General features: G+C 63.0%; 19 protein-coding genes and 1 pseudogene. 11 read left to right on the top strand and 9 right to left on the bottom strand.

Translation table 11 applies throughout. From position 1 onward, the window contains the following. Positions 1 to 25: 25 nt before the first annotated feature. A pseudogene (locus AB0P11_RS05090) lies at positions 26 to 1,954 on the top strand (LuxR C-terminal-related transcriptional regulator); the annotation flags it as partial. 53 nt (positions 1,955 to 2,007) lie between these two features. Here AB0P11_RS05090 and AB0P11_RS05085 read toward each other — a convergent pair. From AB0P11_RS05085 to AB0P11_RS05060, 6 genes are all read right to left on the bottom strand, one after another. Next, positions 2,008 to 2,982 (bottom strand): DUF5996 family protein, encoded by a 975-nt coding sequence (locus AB0P11_RS05085; protein WP_363520291.1) that lies wholly within the window; start codon positions 2,980 to 2,982, stop codon positions 2,008 to 2,010. Between the two features lie 34 nt (positions 2,983 to 3,016). Then, on the bottom strand, positions 3,017 to 3,538 hold the full coding sequence (locus AB0P11_RS05080) for a universal stress protein (protein WP_363520288.1): 522 nt from the start codon (positions 3,536 to 3,538) through the stop codon (positions 3,017 to 3,019). 25 nt (positions 3,539 to 3,563) lie between these two features. Further along, positions 3,564 to 4,370, bottom strand: a complete 807-nt coding sequence (locus AB0P11_RS05075) for an SDR family oxidoreductase (RefSeq protein ID WP_363520285.1) — start codon at positions 4,368 to 4,370, stop codon at positions 3,564 to 3,566. Between the two features lie 86 nt (positions 4,371 to 4,456). Further along, positions 4,457 to 4,807, bottom strand: coding sequence for a UBP-type zinc finger domain-containing protein (locus tag AB0P11_RS05070; RefSeq protein WP_363520282.1), 351 nt, complete (start codon positions 4,805 to 4,807; stop codon positions 4,457 to 4,459). A 153-nt stretch (positions 4,808 to 4,960) separates the two neighbouring features. Further along, complete coding sequence (locus AB0P11_RS05065; RefSeq protein WP_363520279.1) at positions 4,961 to 6,967, bottom strand: carbohydrate-binding protein; 2,007 nt, start codon at positions 6,965 to 6,967, stop codon at positions 4,961 to 4,963. Positions 6,968 to 7,808: 841 nt separating this feature from the next. Further along, on the bottom strand, positions 7,809 to 8,129 hold the full coding sequence (locus AB0P11_RS05060) for an L-rhamnose mutarotase (protein ID WP_363520276.1): 321 nt from the start codon (positions 8,127 to 8,129) through the stop codon (positions 7,809 to 7,811). 63 nt (positions 8,130 to 8,192) lie between these two features. Between AB0P11_RS05060 and AB0P11_RS05055 the strand changes: the two genes are divergently transcribed. The 7 genes from AB0P11_RS05055 (at position 8,193) to AB0P11_RS05025 (ending at position 15,607) form a co-directional block, all read left to right on the top strand. Next, positions 8,193 to 8,840: a GntR family transcriptional regulator gene (locus AB0P11_RS05055; RefSeq protein WP_363520273.1), complete on the top strand. Its 648-nt coding sequence runs from the start codon at positions 8,193 to 8,195 to the stop codon at positions 8,838 to 8,840. Positions 8,841 to 8,978: 138 nt separating this feature from the next. After that, positions 8,979 to 10,166: an extracellular solute-binding protein gene (locus tag AB0P11_RS05050; RefSeq protein ID WP_363520270.1), complete on the top strand. Its 1,188-nt coding sequence runs from the start codon at positions 8,979 to 8,981 to the stop codon at positions 10,164 to 10,166. After that, on the top strand, positions 10,117 to 11,103 hold the full coding sequence (locus AB0P11_RS05045; protein ID WP_363520267.1) for a sugar ABC transporter permease: 987 nt from the start codon (positions 10,117 to 10,119) through the stop codon (positions 11,101 to 11,103). The genes AB0P11_RS05050 and AB0P11_RS05045 overlap by 50 nt, the downstream gene beginning before the upstream one ends. Continuing rightward, on the top strand, positions 11,100 to 11,930 hold the full coding sequence (locus AB0P11_RS05040) for a carbohydrate ABC transporter permease (protein WP_363520264.1): 831 nt from the start codon (positions 11,100 to 11,102) through the stop codon (positions 11,928 to 11,930). The genes AB0P11_RS05045 and AB0P11_RS05040 overlap by 4 nt, the downstream gene beginning before the upstream one ends. Next, positions 11,927 to 13,849: a hypothetical protein gene (locus AB0P11_RS05035; protein ID WP_363520261.1), complete on the top strand. Its 1,923-nt coding sequence runs from the start codon at positions 11,927 to 11,929 to the stop codon at positions 13,847 to 13,849. The genes AB0P11_RS05040 and AB0P11_RS05035 overlap by 4 nt, the downstream gene beginning before the upstream one ends. Beyond that, positions 13,849 to 14,631: a ribonuclease activity regulator RraA gene (locus tag AB0P11_RS05030; RefSeq protein WP_363520258.1), complete on the top strand. Its 783-nt coding sequence runs from the start codon at positions 13,849 to 13,851 to the stop codon at positions 14,629 to 14,631. The genes AB0P11_RS05035 and AB0P11_RS05030 overlap by 1 nt, the downstream gene beginning before the upstream one ends. Before the next feature lie 40 nt (positions 14,632 to 14,671). Further along, entirely contained in the window at positions 14,672 to 15,607 is a 936-nt protein-coding gene (locus AB0P11_RS05025; RefSeq protein WP_363520255.1) for an aldo/keto reductase, read from the top strand. A gap of 33 nt (positions 15,608 to 15,640) precedes the next feature. Here AB0P11_RS05025 and AB0P11_RS05020 read toward each other — a convergent pair whose 3' ends face one another. After that, entirely contained in the window at positions 15,641 to 18,358 is a 2,718-nt protein-coding gene (locus tag AB0P11_RS05020; protein ID WP_363520252.1) for an HAD-IC family P-type ATPase, read from the bottom strand. 131 nt (positions 18,359 to 18,489) lie between these two features. After that, entirely contained in the window at positions 18,490 to 18,888 is a 399-nt protein-coding gene (locus AB0P11_RS05015) for a nuclear transport factor 2 family protein (RefSeq protein WP_320488644.1), read from the bottom strand. A gap of 276 nt (positions 18,889 to 19,164) precedes the next feature. Between AB0P11_RS05015 and AB0P11_RS05010 the strand changes: the two genes are divergently transcribed. The 3 genes from AB0P11_RS05010 to AB0P11_RS05000 all read left to right on the top strand — a co-directional run bounded on the left by AB0P11_RS05010 (position 19,165) and on the right by AB0P11_RS05000 (position 21,298). Further along, the gene (locus AB0P11_RS05010; protein WP_363520248.1) at positions 19,165 to 19,737 is read left to right on the top strand and encodes an NAD(P)-binding domain-containing protein; all 573 of its coding nucleotides are present in this window, start codon (positions 19,165 to 19,167) and stop codon (positions 19,735 to 19,737) included. 80 nt (positions 19,738 to 19,817) lie between these two features. Continuing rightward, positions 19,818 to 20,297, top strand: coding sequence for a GNAT family N-acetyltransferase (locus tag AB0P11_RS05005; protein ID WP_363520245.1), 480 nt, complete (start codon positions 19,818 to 19,820; stop codon positions 20,295 to 20,297). Continuing rightward, positions 20,294 to 21,298: a glyceraldehyde 3-phosphate dehydrogenase NAD-binding domain-containing protein gene (locus AB0P11_RS05000; protein ID WP_363520242.1), complete on the top strand. Its 1,005-nt coding sequence runs from the start codon at positions 20,294 to 20,296 to the stop codon at positions 21,296 to 21,298. Before AB0P11_RS05005 ends, AB0P11_RS05000 begins: the two co-directional genes overlap by 4 nt. 401 nt (positions 21,299 to 21,699) lie before the next feature. On the opposite strand, the gene AB0P11_RS04995 is transcribed toward AB0P11_RS05000, so the two are convergent. After that, positions 21,700 to 22,386 (bottom strand): retron system putative HNH endonuclease, encoded by a 687-nt coding sequence (locus tag AB0P11_RS04995; RefSeq protein WP_363520239.1) that lies wholly within the window; start codon positions 22,384 to 22,386, stop codon positions 21,700 to 21,702. Positions 22,387 to 22,505: the final 119 nt, after the last annotated feature.

Here is a 22,505-nt window from a genome sequence, read left to right as displayed (position 1 = left end):
CATCAATCTTTTCTATTTTGCTTGTATGAGCGACATACTTTCCATCGGCAGCCGTTTCCCGAAGCTGTCACCGCTCGCCGTGCGTCTTATGCTCGACCTCTACGGCTCCGAGCACCCCCTTCCGGCATCTCCGCCGGACGAGCTCATCTCCACGGCCTGGACCGGTAAGATCCCGCAGCCCTCGTCTCTCGACCTTGATCAGCAGGCGGTCCGCGCTTTCCGCGATGCGAGCCCGGAAGCGCGATCCCTCATCTTGCGTGTTGCGACGACGTCGGCTCCACGACCATCTGTGGAGACCGCGCAAGAGCAGGAAGCTGTCCAGATCGGCTTCATCCTGCGTCGGGAGGATGGCGCGCTCCATACCGCGGATTCATCGCGCCGCGTGGTCGCACTCGCCACCGCGAACCCGACGGAAGTCAGCGACGCTCTGCTCGAGGGCGCGAGTATCGCTGCCCTCGACCCTGGCGCGCACCTCGAACGAGCGGGAGCCCCGTCATGGGCGGTGGCTTGGCTGCTAGACGCGGCCGAACAGCGATCGGAACCTATCGAGATAGCGCTGCTGGTCGCTCGAGCCGCCAACGTCGCCGCCTTCGAAGGCGACCTTGGCCTCGCCCGCCGGCTGATCGCACGGGGTGCGGCTCTAGGCGAGGGCGACGGCCTGTTGACCTGGACCGCGCCCGCCCGTGCACTCATCCAGCTTCTTCATGAGGACGACATGCAAGCGGCGCATCGCACCCTTCATGCGACGCTGGGCAAAGTGACCGACCCAGACATCCGCAACCAATGCTTGACGGTTCTCGCGCTGCGCTGCATGGTGGACCCTCAGGAGTCTGGGTGGGGCGAGTACATCGAGACGGTCGCATCCGAGGTCAACGAAGTACATCCGACCTTGAACCGCATCGCAGCCACGATGTCAGCGGTCAACGCCCCCGATGTCACTCGCATCTCTGACGCACAGCCAGACAGAAGACGGAGTTGGGTGGAGGTGGTTGAAAGCATCGCGGACGTCCTTGACGCATTCAAGACGATGAGGTTGGCCGGGCATGCGACCTCAGAACGGGTCGGCAGGACCTCACCCAACGCGCTTGCGGGGTTGATCCGGACCACCTTCTTCTCGCACGTGCAGATCCAGTCGCAGTTCTGGACGGCGGCAGAAGAGACGGCTGCTGACGCGCTCACTCTTGCTCGTCGAATCGAAAGCAATCTCCTGGCTCTAAACGCGGAGACCATGCTGGCCGTTGTCGAAGCCTTCCGTGGTGAACGCGATCGAGCGGGTGAGCGTGTGGAACGCGTGCTCTCCGATCCAGGAATACGCCGTGCGCACCGCCTTCGCGCCGTAACTGAATCGGTGATCATTCTGCTCGAAGGGTCACGAGGGAACTACGACGTTGCCCTGGCTCTATTGCTGACGCGTCGACCAGACCACCTCAGTCTCACTGTCGGCCCCTACGGTCCGATCGAGGTCTTCGACTTTGTTGACTTCGCCACGAAGATCGACATGATCTCGGAAGCGAAGAAGCGCCTGGAAGAGTCGACGGTTTTGATGCAGACCTTCCGCTCGACTCGTGCGGACTTCGTCCTCCAGGCCTGCGAGGCGATCCTCGACAACGACTACGCCTTGGAACGCATGGAGGGGCTTCTTCTTGAGGCCGAAGGTCTGCCGTTTGTGTACGAGGCCGCTCGTCTACGGCTCGTCTACGCAGAACGCCTTCGCCGCGTGCGACGCATCACTGAGGCGCGGCATCAGCTGCTACGAGTGAGGATGGACTTCCAGAACATCGGAGCGGTGGCCTGGGTCGACCGTGTCCAGCGCGAACTGCGCACCACCACAAGGGAACCACTCGACGACGTGGTGTCCGTTCTCACGGAGCAGGAAGCGCGCGTCGCCGAGTTGGCGGCCGCCGGCTTCTCGAACAAGGAGATTGGTCGGCGATTGTTCCTGTCGCCGCGAACCGTAGCGGGGCACCTGTATCGGCTGTTCCCGAAACTGGGCGTGACGACGAGAGCTCAGCTGCGGGACGCCCTGAGCGGCGCCGCAGTCGAAGCGCCCGAGATGCGCAGTAACGGATCAGTCACCCCATCGGGGCAGGACAGCCGATCGATGTCCCAGTTGGCAAGCATCGCACCGGCGCGGTAAGCGACCTCCCAGAACTCCAACGCGGCCGTTCGGACGTCGCCAGTGCGCTGCACCGCGGAGAGCGGGAACACCGCAAGGTGCTCGCCGCCTCGAGGCCGCCAGTTCGCGCCCTCGGGCAGCGCTTGGTCAGACAGTCCGTTTGGCTCCGGCGATGTGTACGCGTAGAACGTCGGCTCTGGTGTCTCTGCGTCACCGAACCACAAGCCCGAACTCATGACCTCGCGCGAATAGGCCTCTCGTGTGACGGGGTCGACGCCGCCGCCGTGCTCCACGATGGCGTCCGAGAACCGTGTCGCTGCGATGTCGAAGGTATGCCAGAAGTGGTGGACCGGACTCGTCTTTCCGGAGTATCGGCCGCAGAACTCCTCCAACAGGATGTTCACGTCGGCGAGCACCCGCCAGTAAGTTGCGGCAGCTGAAGGATCGTAGGAGCGATGTTCGTCGTCGACTCGAAACTGACGGTCGCTATCCGGGAGATCGAACGGGCGGGACAGCAATATGGGGAACGGGTCCGCACCCACCGCAAGCATCGCGTGGACGAGCGCATCGTGAAACTCTGCCACGCTCAGTCCCTGGAGAGAAAAGGAACTTCGAGACCCGTGATTCGTGGCCACGATCAAGCGGTGATCGATGAAGTCGAAGTCGATCGCAAACACCGGGTCTCGGCCCATCGGGCGAGTAGTGATACCCGAAGCCGTCACATGGAACGGTACATTCCACCAGTGATTTCTCCTCGGGCTGACGGCGAGGCGCAGCTTCCCTACGATCTGCAGGTACCTGTGGATCGTCTCTTTCGTGGGTTGCCATTCCGCATACGGGAGGACCACCTCATTCAGGGTCTCCATCACAGGCCCTTTCGGCGCCGCACGCTGGCATTTCTCATCCGTCGCCCTCGCTACGCCAGGGGTGGATGACCCCTGTCGGAATCACCACGACCGGGCGAGACTGATGGCGAGTGAGGCGCAACGCCACGGAGCCGTCCAAGAATTCACGAACGGCGTCTCCGATGTCGCCGCGCCGAGTACCAACAACGAACATCGACGCGTGGTAGCGCTCAGCAAGATGATGCAAAGCCATCGCCGGATCACCGGCCACCTGGACCACGGTCCACTCGACACTTGTCTGCTCGAGAACTGACTTCGCCTCTCTGCGAACGATCTCAAGATCCGCTTCGCCGCGCCGAAGCGCCTCGAGTACAGGACGGACGTAGCCATCAGGATCGGGCAGGTCGATTTCGATGGTGGTATCGACATGCACGACCAGCAGTGGAACACCCATCGCCTGAGCGAGAGCGCTTGCGTGATGGAGTACCGCGGGGTCGCCTCCGGGGATCGCGCCGGCAATCAGGACGCCCTGCTCCACGTCCTCCGGAAGAGGGGCTTCATGTTGTGTGGACATCATTCTTCCGATCTCTGGGGGTTCGATCTCACGGGAAGGGCCAGCTCACATGCAACAGGTCTGGTTGAGCCGCGCGCGCAGTTTCGAGCCACTCCGAGATCGTCACGTCGGACAGCTGAGCGGACGGCCCCGGAGGGAATAGATCGTCCGTCGGAAGTTCTCCGAAGTACGTCGCGGAGGCGTCGGCGACGACCTGCCTATCGTCGAGAACCGAGGCGAGATCGAAGCGGATGAAGTCTTTCAGCCGGCCGCGTTGCGGACCTGCGACTTCGAGTACCCCGTTGCGAGGTTCAGACAACGCGACCGTTGAGATCACCTTCGCGGCTTCCTCGACCGCCACTGGTTGGACCAGCGCGTCGGGGACAGTCACCCGCCCTTGACGCGTCGCGAACGCTGCGATGCTGCGGAGATACTCGAAGAACTGTGTGGAGTGGATGATCGTGTAGGGCACCCCAGATTCTGCGACGATTCGCTCTTGGAGAGCCTTTGCTCGGAAATAGCCGCCCTCGGAATTCGCCAGTTTCTCGACCCCGACGATGGAGAGCACGATGTGATGCGAGACTCCCGCTGCGCGTCCGTCGTTCACCAGGTTCAAGCTCGACACCTCGAAAAATTCGAGAGCTGCCGCTTCATCGGTGTAGGAGGAGTTGGTGACATCGATGACGACCTCCGCTCCATCAAGCGCTTCCTCAAGACCCGCGCGCGTGAATGAGTTCACCCCAGTGGCCCGAGACGCTACGACGAGGTCTACGGGCTGCTCGGAGAGGGTCCTCACCACTGCAGACCCCGCCAGTCCGGTGCCGCCGACAACGACGATTTTCTTCTTGTGCTCCATGATCCGACTATCCCGCAGCCGCTGGTTGTCGGCGTAGGTCAATCGACTCGATTCGGTGCTCTCACCCGCTCACCGTCAATGACGATTTACGCGCCCTGGGCCCTCAGGATCTGCCTCCAGTCAGCGGGCACTCGACCGGCCGGCCCCGGGGCGGGCTGGCCATCGGGATGACTTTGGGGCGGAGCAAGGACCGGTCCGTCGACGTACTGCTCACTGTCGTAATTCCAGAACCACTCCTCCCCCGGCTCGAAGCTCTGGATCAGTGGGTGGCCCGTGGTCGCAGCATGAGCTGTCGCATGGCGATTCGGGGAGTTATCGCAGCATCCCACGTGGCCGCATGCCGCGCAGCGGCGGAGGTGCACCCACCACGAGCCCACATTGTCGCAGTCCACGCACCCCGTGCCGCTTGGGACCGCCTTCGGGTCGATATCTCTCATCCGGAAACCGTAGCCATGTCGGGTGCGGTCGGCGATAAGTCATTCGACTCGAGAACGGCTCACAATCAGCTTCTAGCCAGTCGATGGCCCCGATGAGCCCGGCGTCGACGGTAGTCCCCGACACCCCTGGGTCCTGCCGTCGCATCAGCTCGACTAGCGCAACGCGATCCAATCGAGTGAACCCAGCTTTCGCCCGCCCGATGGAATGAGGTAGACGTCGTGAACTCCGGAGGTCGCTGTGACCGCGACCTCCTGCGTCTCGAACCGGACCGTGGATCCGGTGGACGTTGCGTTCAGGGTGCCAATCTTCGTCCCCAGAGGCGAGTCGAGACTGATCGCGTACTTCACCCCCGCGGCATCTGTTGCGAGGGACGCAGCGAACTCCGTGCGGCCAGCTCCGAAATCGACGTCGCGGAACAGCAGCACGTTCGCGCGGTCGATCCTCGTGACCACGACGCCGCTTCCCCCGCTTTCCGTCGAAGTCCCTATCCTGAGGGCCGCGCTCTCCGCCTCGAGCTGCGTACCTGTGTTGAGGAATGAGAAGGCATCGACATCGCCGATCCCCGCCCAGCCGATCGAGCGAATGTAGACATCATGCACTCCAGAGGTCGGAACGATACTCGTGTACTGCTCCGAGAATCGGTCGAATCCACCGGTCGAATCGACGCGGAAGTTCGCGATCACAGGACCGTCCGCTGCGTCGATACGGACCTCGAAGGTCTGGTTCTCGTATGGGTCGTCGGTCGCGACGTTGAGGCGCATGAGGTCGCGCCCGGCGCCAAAGTCGATTCCGCTGTAGGACACCCAGTCGCCCCCGTCGAAGCTACCGACGACCGTGCCGCTCGCACCGGCCCTGGTCGACGTGCCTGATGACGCTGTGTAGGACTCAGCCTCGACCGTGCCGCCTACGAGCGTCGCCCCGGACCGCCAGGTTGGCGCTCCGAACTGGTACGCGCCCACTGTCGGCCCGGCGTCTGTGGATCCGTCCGAGTAGGGAGGGCGCGGGGTTGCGCCGTTGCGTGCGGAGGATCCTTCACCCACGGTGAAGTCATGCGTCGCCGGGTTCGTGAAATCGGCCTCCTGATTGGGCAGGTTGGTTGTCAGGGTCACACCCGCTGCACTGTCGACGTCACCGAGGTTGTTCGTGACCTCGATGCCCTCGTACGTGCCGCCGAAGAGACTCAGCGCCTTGCGGTCGGTGCCGCTGGTGTTGTTGATGACCTTCGTGCCTGAGGCGTGACCGCCGTTCGGATTGATCAACACGACCCCGTAGGTGGTTCGGTTCCACGTCACGTTGTCGGCAACCACTCCGTTGATGGTCTCCAGATCGAGGTAGACCCCTGGGGCGGGAGCAACAGTCGACACAGGCGCCGCATCGCGCATGGTGTTGTGGTCGATGAGAGTGTCGCCGAGGTCCACCCGGCAGCACACGTAAACCGCGCCCACGTCGTGCACGAGCTTTCCGTAGTGGCTCATGTCGTTGTACGCGATGCGGTGGCCAGAGGCGTCGTAGCCCGCAACCTTGTTGTCGATGTTGATGCTGCTGCGCCCCGTGCCGGCGATGGTGTTATGCATCACCGTGTTATCGGTACCCAACACGTTGACGCCGCCCGCGTAGCTGCCCATGTAGTCGGTATCGGTGATGACGTTGTTCAGGACGCTGTTGCGCTCCCCCGTCACGACGACGCCGTTACCGGCGCTGTACGCGATCGAAGAGTTGCGCAGGACGTTGTCCGAGCCGTGAAGCTGGATGCCGCTGGTCGTCTCTCCGGCGGTCAAGACATCGCAGGGGTCCGAGGGGGTGACCGTGTTGGGGTCGATCACGAGGTCGGCGTACTCAGAGACATACCGCGCGGAGAGTCCGTCGAGTACGACGTGGGACGTCGTTGACGAAGTGAGAATACTCGTGCCTTTCAGGCTGAGCCCGATGACGTTTACGTGGGAGCGTGCAGAGAGGTCGAATCCGAACTCACGTTGCTTCGCCTCAATCTTGACGGAGGCGGGGTCGCCACCGGGAACTCGCACGTAAAGAGCATCTGCCTGATCGTCGTAGTGCCATTCCCGGTCACGCCCGATGAGGGAGAGCTTGCCCGAAAGTGCGTAGTAGTTCGTCGTGTTCGGGCTCAGGCCTACGCAGGCTGGCAGAGTGTTGACGGTCACGGAGCCCGGCGATGACGATGTCACTCGTCCCGTCTCGCTCACGAACCAGTTGTGCGACAGCAGCCGTGCACCGACCCAGTAGCCCTCGGGCTGCGACAGAGCATCATCGCCAAGCTGCGTCTGCGTACCCCAGTCGGCGTGTGCTTTCGCCGCGTGCGCCGGGTCATCGCCGGCGTGCGGCCAGGCAGCCTCCGGTGCCATAGCGTCATCGATGAAGATCTGCTGACCTGGAAGACCCGCGGGCAAGTCCACGTCCACGCGGAACACGGTGCCCCCTTCAACGGAGCTCGCGAACTCCGAGCCCTCGAGACTCGGATCGGCCACGACAAGATCCGCGAGGTCCGATGCGGTCACCGGCTCCCATCCGTCGAGCTGTTCAGAGCCGTCGATCACGACACGGGCACCCTCCGCAGCTTGGAAGGTGATCGGCAACATCGCGGTGCCGCTTCGCTGCGGTGTCACCGTCTCTCGATAAGTGCCCTCGCGGATCACACAGGTGTCACCCGCACGGGCGACATCGGCGCAGTGCTGGATCGTGCGAAACGGGGACGACGAGGAGCCGTCCCCTGCATCATCCCCCGATGTCGATACGTGGAGCGAGCTCCCGAGTACGCCGGCACTCGCTGCGGGAGCGATGACTCCGCCCAAGAGAGCGCCGGCTGCGACAGCACCCGCGGCTGCGAAGGCAACCATCCGTCGGATCTTCATTGATCTTTCCAATCGATAGTCGATTACGGCTGATCGAGATCAAACCACGTCGAGGCATCGTCGTCAATGCTCCAAGCCTTCACCGCACAGGGAGGCGCTCTGCATGTGCCAGTACGTGTCGGGCGCTACAGGCTCACCCGAGGAGGGAATCCCACACCGGTGGCAGCGTCGACGAGCTGCCGTCGGCGTCGTCGACCAAGGCTGCGATAGCCGCATCCCATGCAGGGTCCACGGGCTCGCGGGATTCCATCCGCTCGACCATCCGATCGCGGCCGTCGCGGGTTTCGATCACGTGGAACAGAGTCTCGCCGTCCACCCAGATCCGCCACCGAACCAGCCCGCACGCGCTCAAGGCAGCGTGAAGTTCCTCAGGGATCCGAGAGTGCACGCGCAGGTACTCCGCAGCCGCCCCCGCGCGCAGTCGTGTCCGATAGCCCTCGACCACCGTGCCCATGCCGTACCTCCTGATCGACTATCGCTAGTGTTGCAGGACCGCGCACGATGAGAGGGAGCAACAATGCCCGAAACGATGATCAGCAGAGGACTGTTGTCCGACCAGGTATACGAGATCATCCTCGCCTCGATCCTCGATGGCAGCCGCGCACCCGGAACCCGGGTCGTGGAGTCGGAAATCGCCCGGCAGCTCAGCATCAGCCAGGCTCCCGTCCGCGAAGCTGTAAAGCGCCTGGTCCATGCTGGCCTCGTTGAATCCGTGCCGCGCCACGGGAGCTTTGTGACCGAGATCTCCCCTCACGAGTTCGAGATAGCGCGGACTATGCGTGCATCCATCGAGCGGGAGGCGGCAAGGATCGCCACCGAGGTGGCCACGGACACCGAACTCGAGCAGTTGCGCGGAGTGGTCTCTCGGATGCAGCAGGCTATCGACGCCGACGACCGTGCAGCCTTCCGCGCGCTCGACGTCGAGTTTCACCGCAGCGTGATCGCGTCAACGGGCCGAGCTGTACTCGCCCGCCTCTGGGACACGCTCGAGCCGATGCTTGTGAGTCAGCGTGCGATCGGCGACCCCGGATATCTCGGCGACCGCAGTCGCGTGGTGTCCTGGCACAGCGACCTGATCCAGACGCTGGTCGACGGAGATCCAGACGCGGCGGCGGCAGCCTTCGCGGAGCACGCATCCGGTGCACTAGACCATCCGAGCGCGTAGTTGCCATCGCTTGTAGTTTCGCGCTACATTGCAATCGCCTATCGATAGGCGATTGCATCTGATCAAGGAGGATTCATGCGACACAACACCCGGAGTGTCGTCGCGCTGATCGCCACCTCGGCTCTCGGAGCCGGGCTCTTGGCGGGCTGCTCGACGAGTGGCGGTGGCGGCGACAGCGGTGAGACCGAACTGCGAATTCTGGCGAACATCACGCCCGTTCTGACCAAGGAGTACTACGAGAAACTTGTCCAGCCCTGGGTCGACGAGCACGAGGGAGTGACCGTCACGATCGAGGTCCCCAGCGGCGAGAACGTTCAGTCCACGCTGCAGCAGGAGTTGGCGTCCGGTGATATCCCCGACATCGTCGCGAGCAACCTCGACCCGGTGGTCGCACCTCAACTGCTGGCTTTCCCCGAGGAGTCATGGGTGCTCGACACCCCGCTCGCGCAGGAGAACGCGATTGACGGCAAGATCTGGCAGGTCGCTACAGGCGCGCAGATCCAGTCACTCGTCTTCTACAACAAGGACCTGTTCGCCGCCGCGGGAGTCACCGAAGCCCCGACCAGCGTCGATGATTTCACGGCGGCGCTGAAGGCTGTCAAGGCCGCGGGCGGTGTCACACCGCTGGGCACCGCTGGCGAGTGGGTCACCGGCGCACAGTTTGCGATGATGTCGAACCCGGCATTGCTCGAATCGGGTGACTTCTACACTGAGGTGACCGACGGTGACGCGTCCTTCGCGGACAGCGCCTACGCTGACTTCCTGGAGGCATACTCCGGTTGGATCGCTGACGGCGTGGTCGATCCCGCAGCCCTCGGTCTGAAGTACCAGGACTCGATCGATGCTTTCACGAGCGGAACCTCGGCATCAATCGTCATGGGCAACTGGCTTGTCCCTTCGATCGACGAGGCTGGCGTCGACTTCGAGGTCGGCGTGTTTGCCGCCCCGTCGCTCACGGGAGACACAGCGCCCCAGATGAGCGGGCCCGCGCAGCCGTACTCGATCCTTGAGGGGTCCGAGAACAAGGAACTCGCACTTTCGCTCGTTGAGTATCTGGTCACTGACGAAAAGGCCGTGACAACCTCCCTCGAGTCGGAGGGCAACTTCCGTCAGGGGTACGCCTACGAAGGCAGTCCGCTGAACCAGGAGGTCGGAGCGATCCTCGATGCTGCACCTGGCCTTGTGATCGGCACCTCTGGTCCCGGCATTCCCGGGGGTTTCGGGGACGAGCTGAACAAGCAGGTTCAGGCGCTTTATGTGGGCACGACCCCTGCCGATGCCGCTGCCGCCCTTGACGCGTGGTGGGGCCTCAATGCCACGCAATGACGTATTGACCGGGGTCGACGAGGGGACTTCCTCGTCGGCCTCGGCCGCGCGGAGGCGGCGCCGTGGACGGATGGAGTTCTTGACGGACGCGGTGATGATTGGACCGGCGCTTGCGCTGGTCGCCCTCTTCGTGCTCATTCCTATCGCCATCGCCGCCTACCTGAGTTTCACCGACTGGGACGGATTCACGATCCCGCCGTCCTGGATCGGTACTCGCAACTATGAACGGCTCCTGCAGGACCCTGAGGTCTTCCGCGCGGCGACGTACACCGGCGTGATCGCCGTCGTCGGCACTCTCGCGTGCAATGCACTTGGCCTCGGCATCGCGTTGCTCCTCAATCGCAACTCGCGGGTGAACACAGTGATGCGGGTTCTCGTCTTCTCGCCGTATGTGATCGGCCCCATCATCCTGGGCTTTCTCTGGGCATCGATCCTTGGCACCAACGGTGCCGTCAATTCCCTGTTGACGTCCCTCGGCGTCGACCGGGTGCCATTTCTCGCGGATCCGACGTGGGCAATGGTCACGACAGTCCTCGTCATCATCTGGGCGAGCTTTGGTCTCAACGTCATCCTCTACCTTGCGGGTCTTCAGACCCTCGATGCGTCGCTACTCGAAGCCGCGACGATCGACGGCGCCGGCCCCTGGGCAACGTTCTGGCGGGTCAAGCTCCCGGTGCTCGCCCCCACCGTGACCCTCAACATCGTGCTGGCAGCCATCGGTCTGCTCCGCGTTTACGAGATCGTGCTCGCGCTCACGGCCGGCGGGCCCGCGGGCACGACCCAGACCGTGGTCTTCACGATTCTCACCACGTCGTTCAGTCGCTCCCAGCTCGGATACGGTGCAGCCCAGTCCGTCGTCCTCATGATCGTCATCATCGTTGTCACCGTGGCGCTCACGCAGCTACGCCGACGGAGCGAGGAAGCGGTGTCCGCATGATGGCCCGTCGCATTGCCTGGCTCGCCGCCATCCTCGCCCTCGTCGCCCTCATGGGCGCCCCGCTCTATCTGCTCATCACGAACGCATTCAAGACAGAGGACGACATCCTCGGTGCACCCTTCGCACCGCCAGCCCAGGGCTTCACGATAGACAACTTGCTTGCCGCAGCAACGTCGACAGACTTCAACGTGATCGCCGCATACGGCACGACCGCGTTCCTCGTTGTGATCGTGAATGTCCTCTCCATTCTCGTCACCGGGCCGGCTGCCTACGCGATCGCACGGGGCACCCGGCGCATCCACCGCACCGTCATGCTCGTGATGCTCGCCGGTCTCTTCATTCCGAGCCAGACCATCGTGATCCCGGTTATCTATGTCCTCAAGACCGTGGGGCTCATGGGCACCATGCCCGGGCTCATCCTTTACCAGACTGCACTCACGATCCCGACGACACTGTTCTTGTTCACGGCATACGTGCAGAGCATCCCGCGCGAGCTCGACGAGGCCGCGCGCATCGACGGAGCATCGAGAATTGGGACATTCTGGCGGGTGATTTTCCCCTTGATGGCGCCCGCGATCGCCACCGCAGTGGTGCTGAATGCGGTGGGTGTCTGGGCAGACTTCGTCAATCCACGGATCATCCTTGGCCCGGGATCCGGACTGTACACGGTGACGACCGGCGTCTTCGCCGCGATCAGCAAATACTCCACCGACTACACGCTCGTGTACTCCAACATGCTCCTCGCCGTCGTGCCGGTGATTGTGTTCTACGTACTCCTGCAAAAGCGCATCATCGGCGGCCTCACTTCAGGGGCGGTGAAGGGATGACGCGCATCACGGCATCCGTCCCGCTTCGCGGCATACCGCGATGGGCCCTCCTTGAGCGCGAGCTCCTACGCCTCCTCGATCTGGGTTGGCGTCGGTTCGAGGAGCGCTTCTGCGAGCCCGACGGCAGCCTCCGCTACAACGGGAGCATGTACGGCCGCGATGGCGTAGATGACTTCTACGAGCCGTTCTTCAACTGGCCGGCGCTGTACCGACTTGGCGGAGCAGATGATCTCCTTGACGCAGCCAAGCGACACTGGGAGGGGATCACGTCCCAGATGACCGCGTTCGGCTTTGTCCGAGACGAATACGAGGTCGGCTATGACTGGTTCCATCAGGGCGAGTCACTGTCCCTGTTCCTCGGCATCTGCGCCGCCGACCCGGCTGACCTGCTGTTCCGCGAGCGAGCGAGAAGATTTGCCGGGTACTACCTCCCCGACTCCCCCACCGGAAACTACGATTCCGCCTCACGGATGATCGTGGCTCCCCACACCGGAGCCGGCGGCCCACGCTGGGGCGTAGGCGAAGACTGGGCGGAGTACAGCGCGGACCAGCCGGGGATGGAGATCTACGGACTGCCCCTGCTGGACGTCGAGGGTGTTGGCTCTTGGGACGATCTCCGTGCGCCGGGCGCCGCCGCACGGATGGGCGCCTCCATGCAAGAGCGAATGGGGCGCGGTGACACCGCCGTCAACCTCACCGCGACGACGCTCGCTACCAACGCCTGGCTCTACGACCATGACGACCGGTACCGCGATTGGGCGCTGGACTACATCGACGCATGGCGCGAACGAGCCGCGGCGAACGACGGCGTCCTCCCCGACAACGTGGGGCCCAGCGGTCAGGTCGGAGAGCTCCACGAAGGAGCCTGGTACGGCGGGCACTACGGCTGGTCATGGCCCCACGGTCTTCACACCATCGCCAGTGCCGCCACGGTCGCGGCACTCAACAGCGTCGTGCTGTCTGGAGAAACGGGGCGACTAGACCTTGCCCAAGGGCTGCTGGACACAGTGCTGGCTCACGCCGTGACATGGGATCGAATTGCCACGCGGGGTAGCCTCGGTCCCGGCTGGGCTGAACGTCTGGGTGCCGACGACGACACCACCGAACTCCTCGTCCCCTACCGCTATGGACCGCACGGCTGGTTCGACCACCACCCCGTGCCGATCGAAACGGCGATGTGGCTTGACTGGATCGGTCACGCGGCCGAGGCCCGCGATCTGCTCGATCGCATCCGCACGTCCTCCAGCACCGACTGGCGCGAGGTGCGGTGGTTCCACGACAAGGAGGAGCAGGGGCACGAGGCGCCCTGGCTCGAGTTCCTCGACGGCCGCAACGAGGACTACCCCGAGAAGGCGCTGGACATGGCGATCGGTCAGGTCCTGCGCCGGCTCGCGCTGATCGATCGAGCCGACGAAACGCCGGCCGACGGTGACATCCATTTCTGGCAAAGGCTCAACCCAGTCGTAACTGAGGTCCTCACCCAACTCGTGACCGGAGCACCGCCAGCTGTCTACTACGGCGGGCTTTCCTTCGCTCGAGTGATCATTGCAGACGCGCAGCGCGGGCGACCGGGACTCCCGGAGGATATTGCGGCCCTCGTCCGACGCGCTGGCGAAGATTCGGTCTCGCTCGAGCTTGTCAATGTCGGCGACTACGACCGCGAGGTCGAGGTGACCGCCGGGTCGTTCGGCGAAGACCGCATCGCCTCAGTCGCGTTCGATCGGGGAGGGAACTACCCCGGCGATCCGCACGACTACGCAATTCCACACCCTTCCATCTCTTACGACGTTCGCCAGATAGATGGCCCTCGCCTGACCGTCTCGCTGCCCCCTCGTACGCGTATCACCCTCGAACTCGCGATCGCACGCCGCGTGTATCGCGCCACCCACCAGCTCATCCGCTCGACACAGGAGAACTAATGAACACCGCAACCGAGAACCTCTCGAATGTCTGGCCGCTGCCTGTCCGCGGCGATGCTTTCGACCGCGCGGACGCCGACATCATCGACCGTATGAACATCATCAGCGCGGCGACAGCCTGCGCGAAGCTCAACGGCATGGGCATCACCCGAACGGCCGTGCAGGGACCGATGCCGTTTGAACGCGGGAGCCGTGTCGTCGGCTCTGCGCTCACCTTGCAGTTCATGCCCCAGCGCGAGGACATCGCGAGCGGTGTCGATCAGGAATACATCGAACGCCACACCGCACTGTGGGAAGTTCTCGAAACCGTGCAGGAGGGCGACGTGCTGGTTGTCCAGGCATACGGCAGTGCGTTCACTGGCTGCTTCGGTGACATGCTCGTCCGATACTTCAAGCGTCGCGGAGGAGCGGGGATCGTCGTCGACGGCCGAATCCGAGACGCAGCGCGCGTCCGCGAGCTGGGCGTACCCATCTGGTGCACGGGAACGACCCCACACTATGCGTCGCAGACAGACCTGTTCCCATGGGCATACGACGTTCCTGTCGCAGTGGGTGGGGTACTCGCTCTCCCCGGCGACGTCGTGGTCGCCGACGACGACGGCGCTGTGATCGTGCCACAGGGAAAAGCCCTCGAACTGGTGAAGTCAGCCGAGGATCACGAGAACTGGGAGGTCTTCAGCCGGATGCGTCTCGAACAGGGCGCCCGGCTCTCGGACTACTACCCGTTGTCTGCCAACAGCCGCGCGGAGTACGAGGCTTGGCGAGACAGCCGCACTGCATGAGCGGGTTCGTATTGACGACCCGCCTGAGCGGCGAGAACCAATGAAGTCGAGAGCGATCGGCGTTACCGGCGTCGAGGTCACTGAGATGGGGCTCGGGACAGCCCAATTCGGAGACCTCTACGACTCGTTCGACCAGGACGAGGCGGACGCCATCGTGCAGAGTGCTCTGAGCAACGGTATCCGCCATTTCGACACCGCCCCCCACTACGGACTCGGGCTGTCGGAATGCCGGCTCGGTCAAGCGCTGGTGGGAGTGGACAGGGCAGACATCGTTGTGAGCACCAAAGTCGGCCGCATCATCGAAGGCGTCGGAGCCGCAGCCTATCGCCGGTGGGACTTCACTTCCGACGGAGTGTCACGATCGCTCGATTCCTCGCGAGAACGCCTCCGAATGGATGACATCGACATCGCCTTCATCCATGACCCGGACGAACACGTCGATCAAGCAATCTCAGAGGCAGCACCGGCTCTCGAGCGAAAGCGCGCTTCTGGAGAGGTGGGCGCCATCGGGGTGGGGACCAAGGATGTCGCCACACTTCTGCGGTTCGTGCGCGAGAGCGACATCGACGTCGTCATGGTGGCGGGCCGACTGACGCTGTTGGATCGAACCGCACTCGACGAGCTGATTCCTGAATGCCTGGCCCGCGGAGTCGCCGTCATGTCGGCGGGCGTCTTCAACAGCGGCATTCTTGCCTCACCCACCCCCGACCGATCGTCGCATTTCGAGTACGCGGAGCCCTCTCATGAAGTCGTGACGCGAGCTCGCAAGCTGGCATCGATCGCTGCTCGCCACGGATTTACGCTCCCGGAAGCAGCTGTGGCGTTCGCGCGCCGACCGGCACCTCCCGTTGTTTCCGTCGTGGTTGGCGTCGACGCAGCCGCGCAGGTTCCTCTCAATGCGGCGCTGCTCACCTGCGATGGTGACGCAGAGGGCCTTTTCGCTGAGCTCGACGACTTGTTCGCCAGCGAAGGCTGATCGTCAGGTCAGCCTGGCTGCCGCGCGTTGTCATCAACGGTATGTGCGAGGTGCCCGGCGCCTGCGGGCCGCCCGAGCGATCGCCTTCTCTACTTCCACAATCAGGAAGATCGCTACAGCGAGCGAGAGGGCGATGCCCCATTCTCGCCACGTGAGCGGTGCCGTGTGAAACCACTCCTGCATAGCTGGCACGTACGTGAAAGCGAGCTGAAGCAGGAGCAGGATACCGACAGATACCCAGACCACTGGGTTGCCGCGGAGCGCACGAAGGGAGAAGCTCGAGACGCGCAAGAATCGTGAGTTGAACAGGTACGCAACCTGTCCGAGAACGAGCACGGTCACCGCGCTGGTCTGCGCAATGGCGAACGACGACCCAGACCCCAGCTCCACGAAGAAGATGCCGATCGACGCCGCTGTGATCAGTAGCGTCACGACCGTGATCCTCGCGATAAGGATGCCGTCGATTATCGAGGATGTGACGGCTCGAGGCGGCCGGGACATCAGCCCTTGTTCGGCCGGCTCGTATGCGAGAGCCAGGGAGAGAGTAATGGCGGTCACAAGATTCACCCACAGCACCTGAGTCGGCTGAAGCGGCGGAACGAACCCGATGATGACCGCTGTCAGAACTATCAGCGCTTGGGCGAAAGTCGTCGGCAGGATGAACATCAGCGACTTCTGGATGTTGTCGAAGATGCGCCGCCCCTCGGCTACCGCCCGCTCGATCGTGGCGAAGTCGTCGTCGGCGAGGACGATGTCTGCCGCCTCTTTCGTTGCTTCGGTTCCGTTGATGCCCATCGCGATGCCAATGTCAGCACGGGTGAGAGCAGGGGCATCGTTCACACCGTCCCCCGTCATCGCAACCACCTGACGTCGCGACTGCAACGCACGAACGATTCGTATCTTGTGCTCCGGATTCGTACGAGCGAAGACATCCACGGTCGGTGCGATATCTGCAAGATCGACATCCGACATCCCCTGCAGCTCGGCGCCGGTCACCACCCGCGGAAAAGACCGCCCCGCGATACCGAGCTCCGCCGCGATCGCGGATGCAGTTGATGCGTGGTCTCCGGTGATCATCGTGACCCGAATGCCTGCCTCTCGGCAGCGACGGATCGCCTCGATCGCCTCGGCGCGTGGTGGATCCGCGATCGCGACAAGTCCCAACAGTGTGAGACTGTGCACGTCCCCAAGCTCTATGGTCGACGCTCCGTATGAGGGAGCAGCAGCAGCAGCGAGGACTCTCAACCCCTGACGACCCAACGAGTCCACCGCGTCGTCCCACTCTTCTCGTCGGAGAGGCGTCTTCCCCCCATTCGCGTCGAGTTGGTACGCGCATCGATCGAGGAGTCGATCGGGCGCCCCCTTCGCTATCAGGCGCACGCTGCCGTCCGGAGAGCGGTCGAGCACAGCCATGAGCTTGTTCTTGGAGTTGAACGGTAGCTCGGCCGTCCGTTGGTATCCCTCCCCCGTGAACTCCGCTTTGCGCGCGAGCACCACCAAGCTTCCTTCTGTGGGCGCACCGACGACTGACCAGCCATCGTCAGTCTTCTGGACGGCTGCGTCCGTGCAGCGGGAAAGAGCGATCACGAGTTCGTGCAGGTCGCGACGCTCATGGAAGGAAGCGGCCTCCCCCGAGTGCTCTGAGACCGCGTGGCCTTCGGGGCTGTACCCGACCCCTGTGATCGAGTACCGACCCACCGATGTGACGAGCGAGCGCACTGTCATCTCGTTGTACGTCAGAGTTCCGGTCTTATCCGAGCAGATCGTCGTCACCTCGCCGAGCGTCTCGACAGCCGTGAGTTTCCGCGTGATCGCGTTGCGCTGGGCCATCTGCCGCACGCCGAGAGCGAGTGTGATCGTGACGATCGCCGGCAGCCCTTCCGGGACTGCAGCTACGGCGAAAGTGATCGCAGAGTCGAGCAGCTGTTCCGGCCCGTCACCGTGCAGCAGCAAACCGACAACCGTCATCACTCCCGCCAGCACCAGGATGAACGCTGCGATCCGTTTGCCGAGGCGATCGAGCTGCCCCGTCAGAGGAGTCCCGAGGGGATCCGCTTCGTCGATGAGAGTTTGGATCCGACCGAGCTCCGTGTCGCTTCCCGTAGCCGCAACCATGCCGATTCCTGTACCGGCGCCCACAACCGTTCCAGAGAACGCCATCCCGACGCGATCACCGATCACCGCTCCGATAGGCACAGCCCCCGTCCCCTTGACCGCGAGTACCGATTCGCCGGTGAGGGGGGACTCATCGATCTCCAAGCCTTCGACGGTCAAAAGGCGCAGATCGGCGGGCACGCGATCGCCCGGGCGAAGACGCACTATGTCTCCCGGCACAAGTTCCTCGGCGACTACGTCCGACCATTCACCATCTCGCAGCACTGTCGCATGCAAGGAGAGCATCCGTCGGATACCGGCGAGTGCGCGCTCGGCCTGGCCCTCCTGAAGGAAACCGATGAGCCCCGTGGCGAGGGCGACGACGAAGATCACCCAGAAATCGATCCAATCCCGGTAGACCGCCTTCACGACAGCCGATGCGAGCAGGATGTAGATGAGAATGTTGTTGAAGTGGCCGAGGAATCGCAGGACAGGGCTTCGTCTTCTGGCCTCAGGAAGCCGGTTCGGCCCGAAGCTCCGCTGTCTCGCAATCACTTCGTCCTGGCGGAGCCCATCGCGAGAGACCTCAAGGACTCGGAGCACCTCCTCAGGAGAGCGAGCGTACGACTGATCCTGGGATTCGTGCTGGGTTGCCATCATCTCTCCTCGACCGCAGCCCACTCAGCAGTGGACACCACTCACTTTGGACGAAAAACGCGCATGCGTCTTCGGGTCACATGACTCATCGATTGCCCGTTGCGCAACGCGCGCTGTTCATGCGCGAGGGGTCATACATGCACCTGATGCCACTCGCTGATGAGCTCACCGCTGATCTGGAAGCTTGAGAAGCCCATCAGGTTCTGCACGGGAACCCCGATGAGACCTATGCGCATCGCGTGCTCGACGAGAATCACCCCCTCCCCCACCAGTAGCGACTCGACTTCGATCACGAATGTCTCGAACGCACCGCGCACCTGCTCACAGACGCGCGCGACGGCGTCGCGACCGACAGCCCCATGGCACAGGGAAGGACGGTACACCACATCGGGGTGCAGGAAGGCAGCGATCGAAGCCGTGCCTTCAGCATCGCGAGGTGCAGCGTTGAATGTCGCCAGGAAATCCCTGACGATTAGTTCACGCTCCAGTCGGCAGATCGCCCCGCCGTCTGGCTCTCTCGTCGGATCCACTTCGACCCCTTCCGTTAGGCATTCAGGCTCGCGTCCGCGGCGTGCGAAGTCAGCAGTCAGATGACTCGAAGTCGACCCAGCGCGCTACTCACTCGTCTTCACTGACCGGCGCAATCAGGGCACTCACTCACAACACCGGGCGATGACTTGAGTAGTTCTGGGTCGAATGACTCTTCGCTTCTCTCATCGACTGAAGCAGTCTGTGAGCAGCGCAGTTTGCCCAGCCCTCGCTGTCGACATGCGCGAAGCGATGATGCCTACAGAAGGAGAAAGCTCATGACATCGATCCTGATTCTTGGCAACGGAAACATGGCCAGCGCCATCAGCGAGTTTCTGGCGAGAGCGTCTGTCGAAACCAAGGCCGTCGGCCGTGGCGAGGAGTGGGATGCTTCAGGCTTCGATGCTGTCCTCCTGGCTGTTCCCTACACCGCGCACGAACACATCATCAGAGATCACAGCGAAGCTCTCGCGGGCAAGATCGTCATCGACATCAGCAACCCCGTCACCTTCGACCCGCTTGCTCGGGTACGCGCCCCGCAAGGGAGCGCGGCTACCGCTCTCGCTGAGGCGCTGCCCGACAGCCGGATCGTCAAGGCATTCAACACCAACTACGCCGGTCATCTGAAGGCCGCAGGTATCGACGACCAGCCGCTCACGGTGCTTGCTTCATCCGATGACCGCGATGCCGCGGCATTTGTCCTCGATATGGCGAGCCGTGCTGGGGCAGAGACATTTGACGTCGGCAGCCTTGACCGCGCCGAGGCACAGGAGGCGTTGTGCTACCTCCAGATGGCGATCACCTTCTCTGAAGCCAATGCCACCGAGGGCGGATTCGTCTTCATCGGGTGACCCGCTGCCTCATGACCGGCGGTCGACATCCACGATGCGCGGTCGATTGAAACCGATCCCCTGAAGAATGGACGCGAATGATGAGCACGCAACAGAACAGCGGCGAGAGCGAAGGCTCCGAATCCGCAGTCCACACAGCCGAGGACAGGTTCCTTCGGGACGGCCTGGCGGACCTTCGCAGGGACAGTCTTCGCGACGTCGATCTGCCCTCGGTGGACGCGGAGTTCGAGATGGTCGTGCACCGCGACGACGTTCGACGTCACTACGTGGCCAGCCTCGAGGAGCTCGAGGTCGCGTCGATCGATTTCAAGCAGATGGGTAACCGGGTCGTGATCCTCTCCACGACGGTTGTTCCGGAGTTCCGAGGGCGAGGCATCGCTGTGGAGCTCATCGCTCACGCCCTTGACGACGTGCGCGATCGCGGTCTGCTCGTCACCATCTACTGTCCCCTGGTTTCTGCCTACATCAACCAGAATCCGGAATATGGGGACCTGGTCGACGCGGAACATCCGGGACATACACCCAGCGACCACCTCCTCACTCGAAGGATCACATCATGAAGAACATCGCCGTCTACGGCTTCGGACGTATCGGCCGCCAGCTTGTGCGCAGCGCCGTGCAGAACGACCTCTTCTTCCCGAGCGTCGTCTGTGACATCGCTTCGGCCGATGACCTCGCCGCGCTCCTCGAGGTGGACACGAACTACGGACAGTGGCCAGGTGTCGCCTCAGACGACGACACGTCCATCTCCATCGACGGTAGACGAATCACGTACATCAACTCCCGTGAGGGCGTGCCGGACTGGAACGCGCTCGGCATCGATCTGGTCGTCGATTGCACCGGCCGCGGCGTCACCCGGGAAGCGGCTGAGCGGCATCTCGCAAACGGCGCCGAGCGCGTGCTGGTCAGCGGCCCGAGCAAGACTGCTGAGGATTGCGACGCCGTGCTGCTACCGGGCATCAACCTGGACGACTACGACAGCGGTGCGCACAAGATCATCAGCATGGCGAGTTGCACCACCAACGCACTTGCGGCCGTCGTCAAGGTTCTCCTCGAGTCCACGGGCATTCGCTTCGGTGTCTTCTCAACCGTCCATGCGTACACGAACACTCAGTCACTGACGGACCAACCGATGAAGTCCAGGAGAGACTCCTGGGCCGGCGCGGAGAACATCATCCCGTCCTCTTCCGGCGCTGCGAAAGCCCTGGGTTTCATCTGGCCGGATCTTCAGATCACCGGCAAGGCCTATCGGGTGCCCGTCCGCACCGGCAGCATCGTGGAGCTCAACGTGATTCCGGAGCACGAGATCGCGACGGAGGATCTTCGCGACGCGTTCCGCAGAGCTGCGACCGCGGGCCCACTCCGCGGCATCCTTGATGTGTTCGAAGACGAGTGGACCTCGGCCCGCATCGTCGGAGATCCGCACTCCTCGATCGTGGACATTCCGCTGACCCAGTCATTCAACGGCATGGTTTCCGTGGCGGCTTGGTATGACAACGAGGCCGGATTCTCGATGCGTCTCGCCGAGACAGCTGCTCACTTGGCGTCCACAGAAACCTGAGCGGCACGCACCTGCATCGCTGTGACTGCCTGAGTCTCGGAGGCCGTATATCGAGCTCCGCGGCACCGCTCTTTGCAGACGCTCGAACCCTCTCGATCCCGCTCGAGCACTGCTCAGACGCCAGGTACCTACTCAGCCCCATCTCACTTCAACGTCTGGCCCATTGGCCACGATAAGACCACTTATCCCGACTGTCGGCGCGAACCCGCTTCCTCGGGATGATGATGCTCGCGGCTGGCTGCAATGGGCACACTCGCGGCAACCACCCGTGCGGTGAGTGCGGACGTTAGAGCTCAGTGCAGTGGGCGAGCATGCCCACGCCACCAACATGAGTTTGCATGCTACGAGCACAAATCATCGATTGAACGCGGCCACGTCGTCACCGCGCGGATGACCCACCCTTAGTGCGGCCGAAGAAAGTGCTTGATTGTAGTTGCGTAGGCTTCGTATTGGGTGCGCAGGATCTCGCTGGCCAGGTCGTCGAAAAGCTCGTGGGGGTCAAGTTCCATCCCGAGATCGAGAAATTCAGAGATCTGCTCGAAGTATGGCTTCAGGGCACTCCGGCGCCGTGCCGCGAGGGCGTCATCGTTGAGATTGAAGACCCTGATCGTCTCCGTGGCAATGTGCATGTTGATCGAGTCGAGACCATCCTTGGGATAGACCCGTCCGTTCGATGAGAAGAACAGGAACGCCTCAGGATCACGCTCGTCCGGCTTGACTAGATCGGCCGGCGAGTACGAATCTGAGGAGCGTCGATCCTTGAAGTGTCCACAGTGGGAGACGGAACGACATGCGAGAAAGAGGTTACTCCATTCGAACGTTAATTCCGGAAAATGCGCGGGGTTCTTGCGTCGAAAGTGTTCAATATGGCCGTCGACGTAAATAGGACCTTCGCAGTACGCGCAACGGACGCCATACTCGTTCGCGCTTGAAGCGGTGCTGACGCCCGGTATGCCCTGCATCTCCACTAGGCGGGCTCTGACTTCTCTCTTACACGCTTTGCCGAATTGTTTCCACGTGTGATCGGAATAGTCATAGTCGTCCAAACAATCGGGTGCGCGGACACCCCCACGATCTAGAAGATGCACGGATCAGCCCTCTTGCCGATCTCCCGATCCGCACCGGAGCCGATGCCGCCCGCACCGACCCCGGCGACCCGATGCCCGTGAGCTGCACCTCCATCCACAGGCGCCCATCCCGACCGACC

The organism is Microbacterium sp. NPDC079176 (assembly GCF_040686675.1).
Classification (GTDB): domain Bacteria; phylum Actinomycetota; class Actinomycetes; order Actinomycetales; family Microbacteriaceae; genus Microbacterium.
The sequence above is the reverse complement of the archived record's forward strand: the minus strand, read 5'-3'. Positions and strand labels throughout refer to the sequence as shown.

Coding starts and splice junctions, on each gene's coding strand:
- AB0P11_RS05085 (WP_363520291.1), bottom strand. CDS start 2,982: ATGGAGACCCTGAATGAGGTGGTCCTCCCGTATGCGGAATGGCAACCC.
- AB0P11_RS05080 (WP_363520288.1), bottom strand. CDS start 3,538: ATGATGTCCACACAACATGAAGCCCCTCTTCCGGAGGACGTGGAGCAG.
- AB0P11_RS05075 (WP_363520285.1), bottom strand. CDS start 4,370: ATGGAGCACAAGAAGAAAATCGTCGTTGTCGGCGGCACCGGACTGGCG.
- AB0P11_RS05070 (WP_363520282.1), bottom strand. CDS start 4,807: ATGAGAGATATCGACCCGAAGGCGGTCCCAAGCGGCACGGGGTGCGTG.
- AB0P11_RS05060 (WP_363520276.1), bottom strand. CDS start 8,129: ATGGGCACGGTGGTCGAGGGCTATCGGACACGACTGCGCGCGGGGGCG.
- AB0P11_RS05055 (WP_363520273.1), top strand. CDS start 8,193: ATGCCCGAAACGATGATCAGCAGAGGACTGTTGTCCGACCAGGTATAC.
- AB0P11_RS05045 (WP_363520267.1), top strand. CDS start 10,117: ATGCCGCTGCCGCCCTTGACGCGTGGTGGGGCCTCAATGCCACGCAAT.
- AB0P11_RS05040 (WP_363520264.1), top strand. CDS start 11,100: ATGATGGCCCGTCGCATTGCCTGGCTCGCCGCCATCCTCGCCCTCGTC.
- AB0P11_RS05035 (WP_363520261.1), top strand. CDS start 11,927: ATGACGCGCATCACGGCATCCGTCCCGCTTCGCGGCATACCGCGATGG.
- AB0P11_RS05030 (WP_363520258.1), top strand. CDS start 13,849: ATGAACACCGCAACCGAGAACCTCTCGAATGTCTGGCCGCTGCCTGTC.
- AB0P11_RS05025 (WP_363520255.1), top strand. CDS start 14,672: ATGAAGTCGAGAGCGATCGGCGTTACCGGCGTCGAGGTCACTGAGATG.
- AB0P11_RS05020 (WP_363520252.1), bottom strand. CDS start 18,358: ATGGCAACCCAGCACGAATCCCAGGATCAGTCGTACGCTCGCTCTCCT.
- AB0P11_RS05010 (WP_363520248.1), top strand. CDS start 19,165: ATGACATCGATCCTGATTCTTGGCAACGGAAACATGGCCAGCGCCATC.
- AB0P11_RS05005 (WP_363520245.1), top strand. CDS start 19,818: ATGAGCACGCAACAGAACAGCGGCGAGAGCGAAGGCTCCGAATCCGCA.
- AB0P11_RS05000 (WP_363520242.1), top strand. CDS start 20,294: ATGAAGAACATCGCCGTCTACGGCTTCGGACGTATCGGCCGCCAGCTT.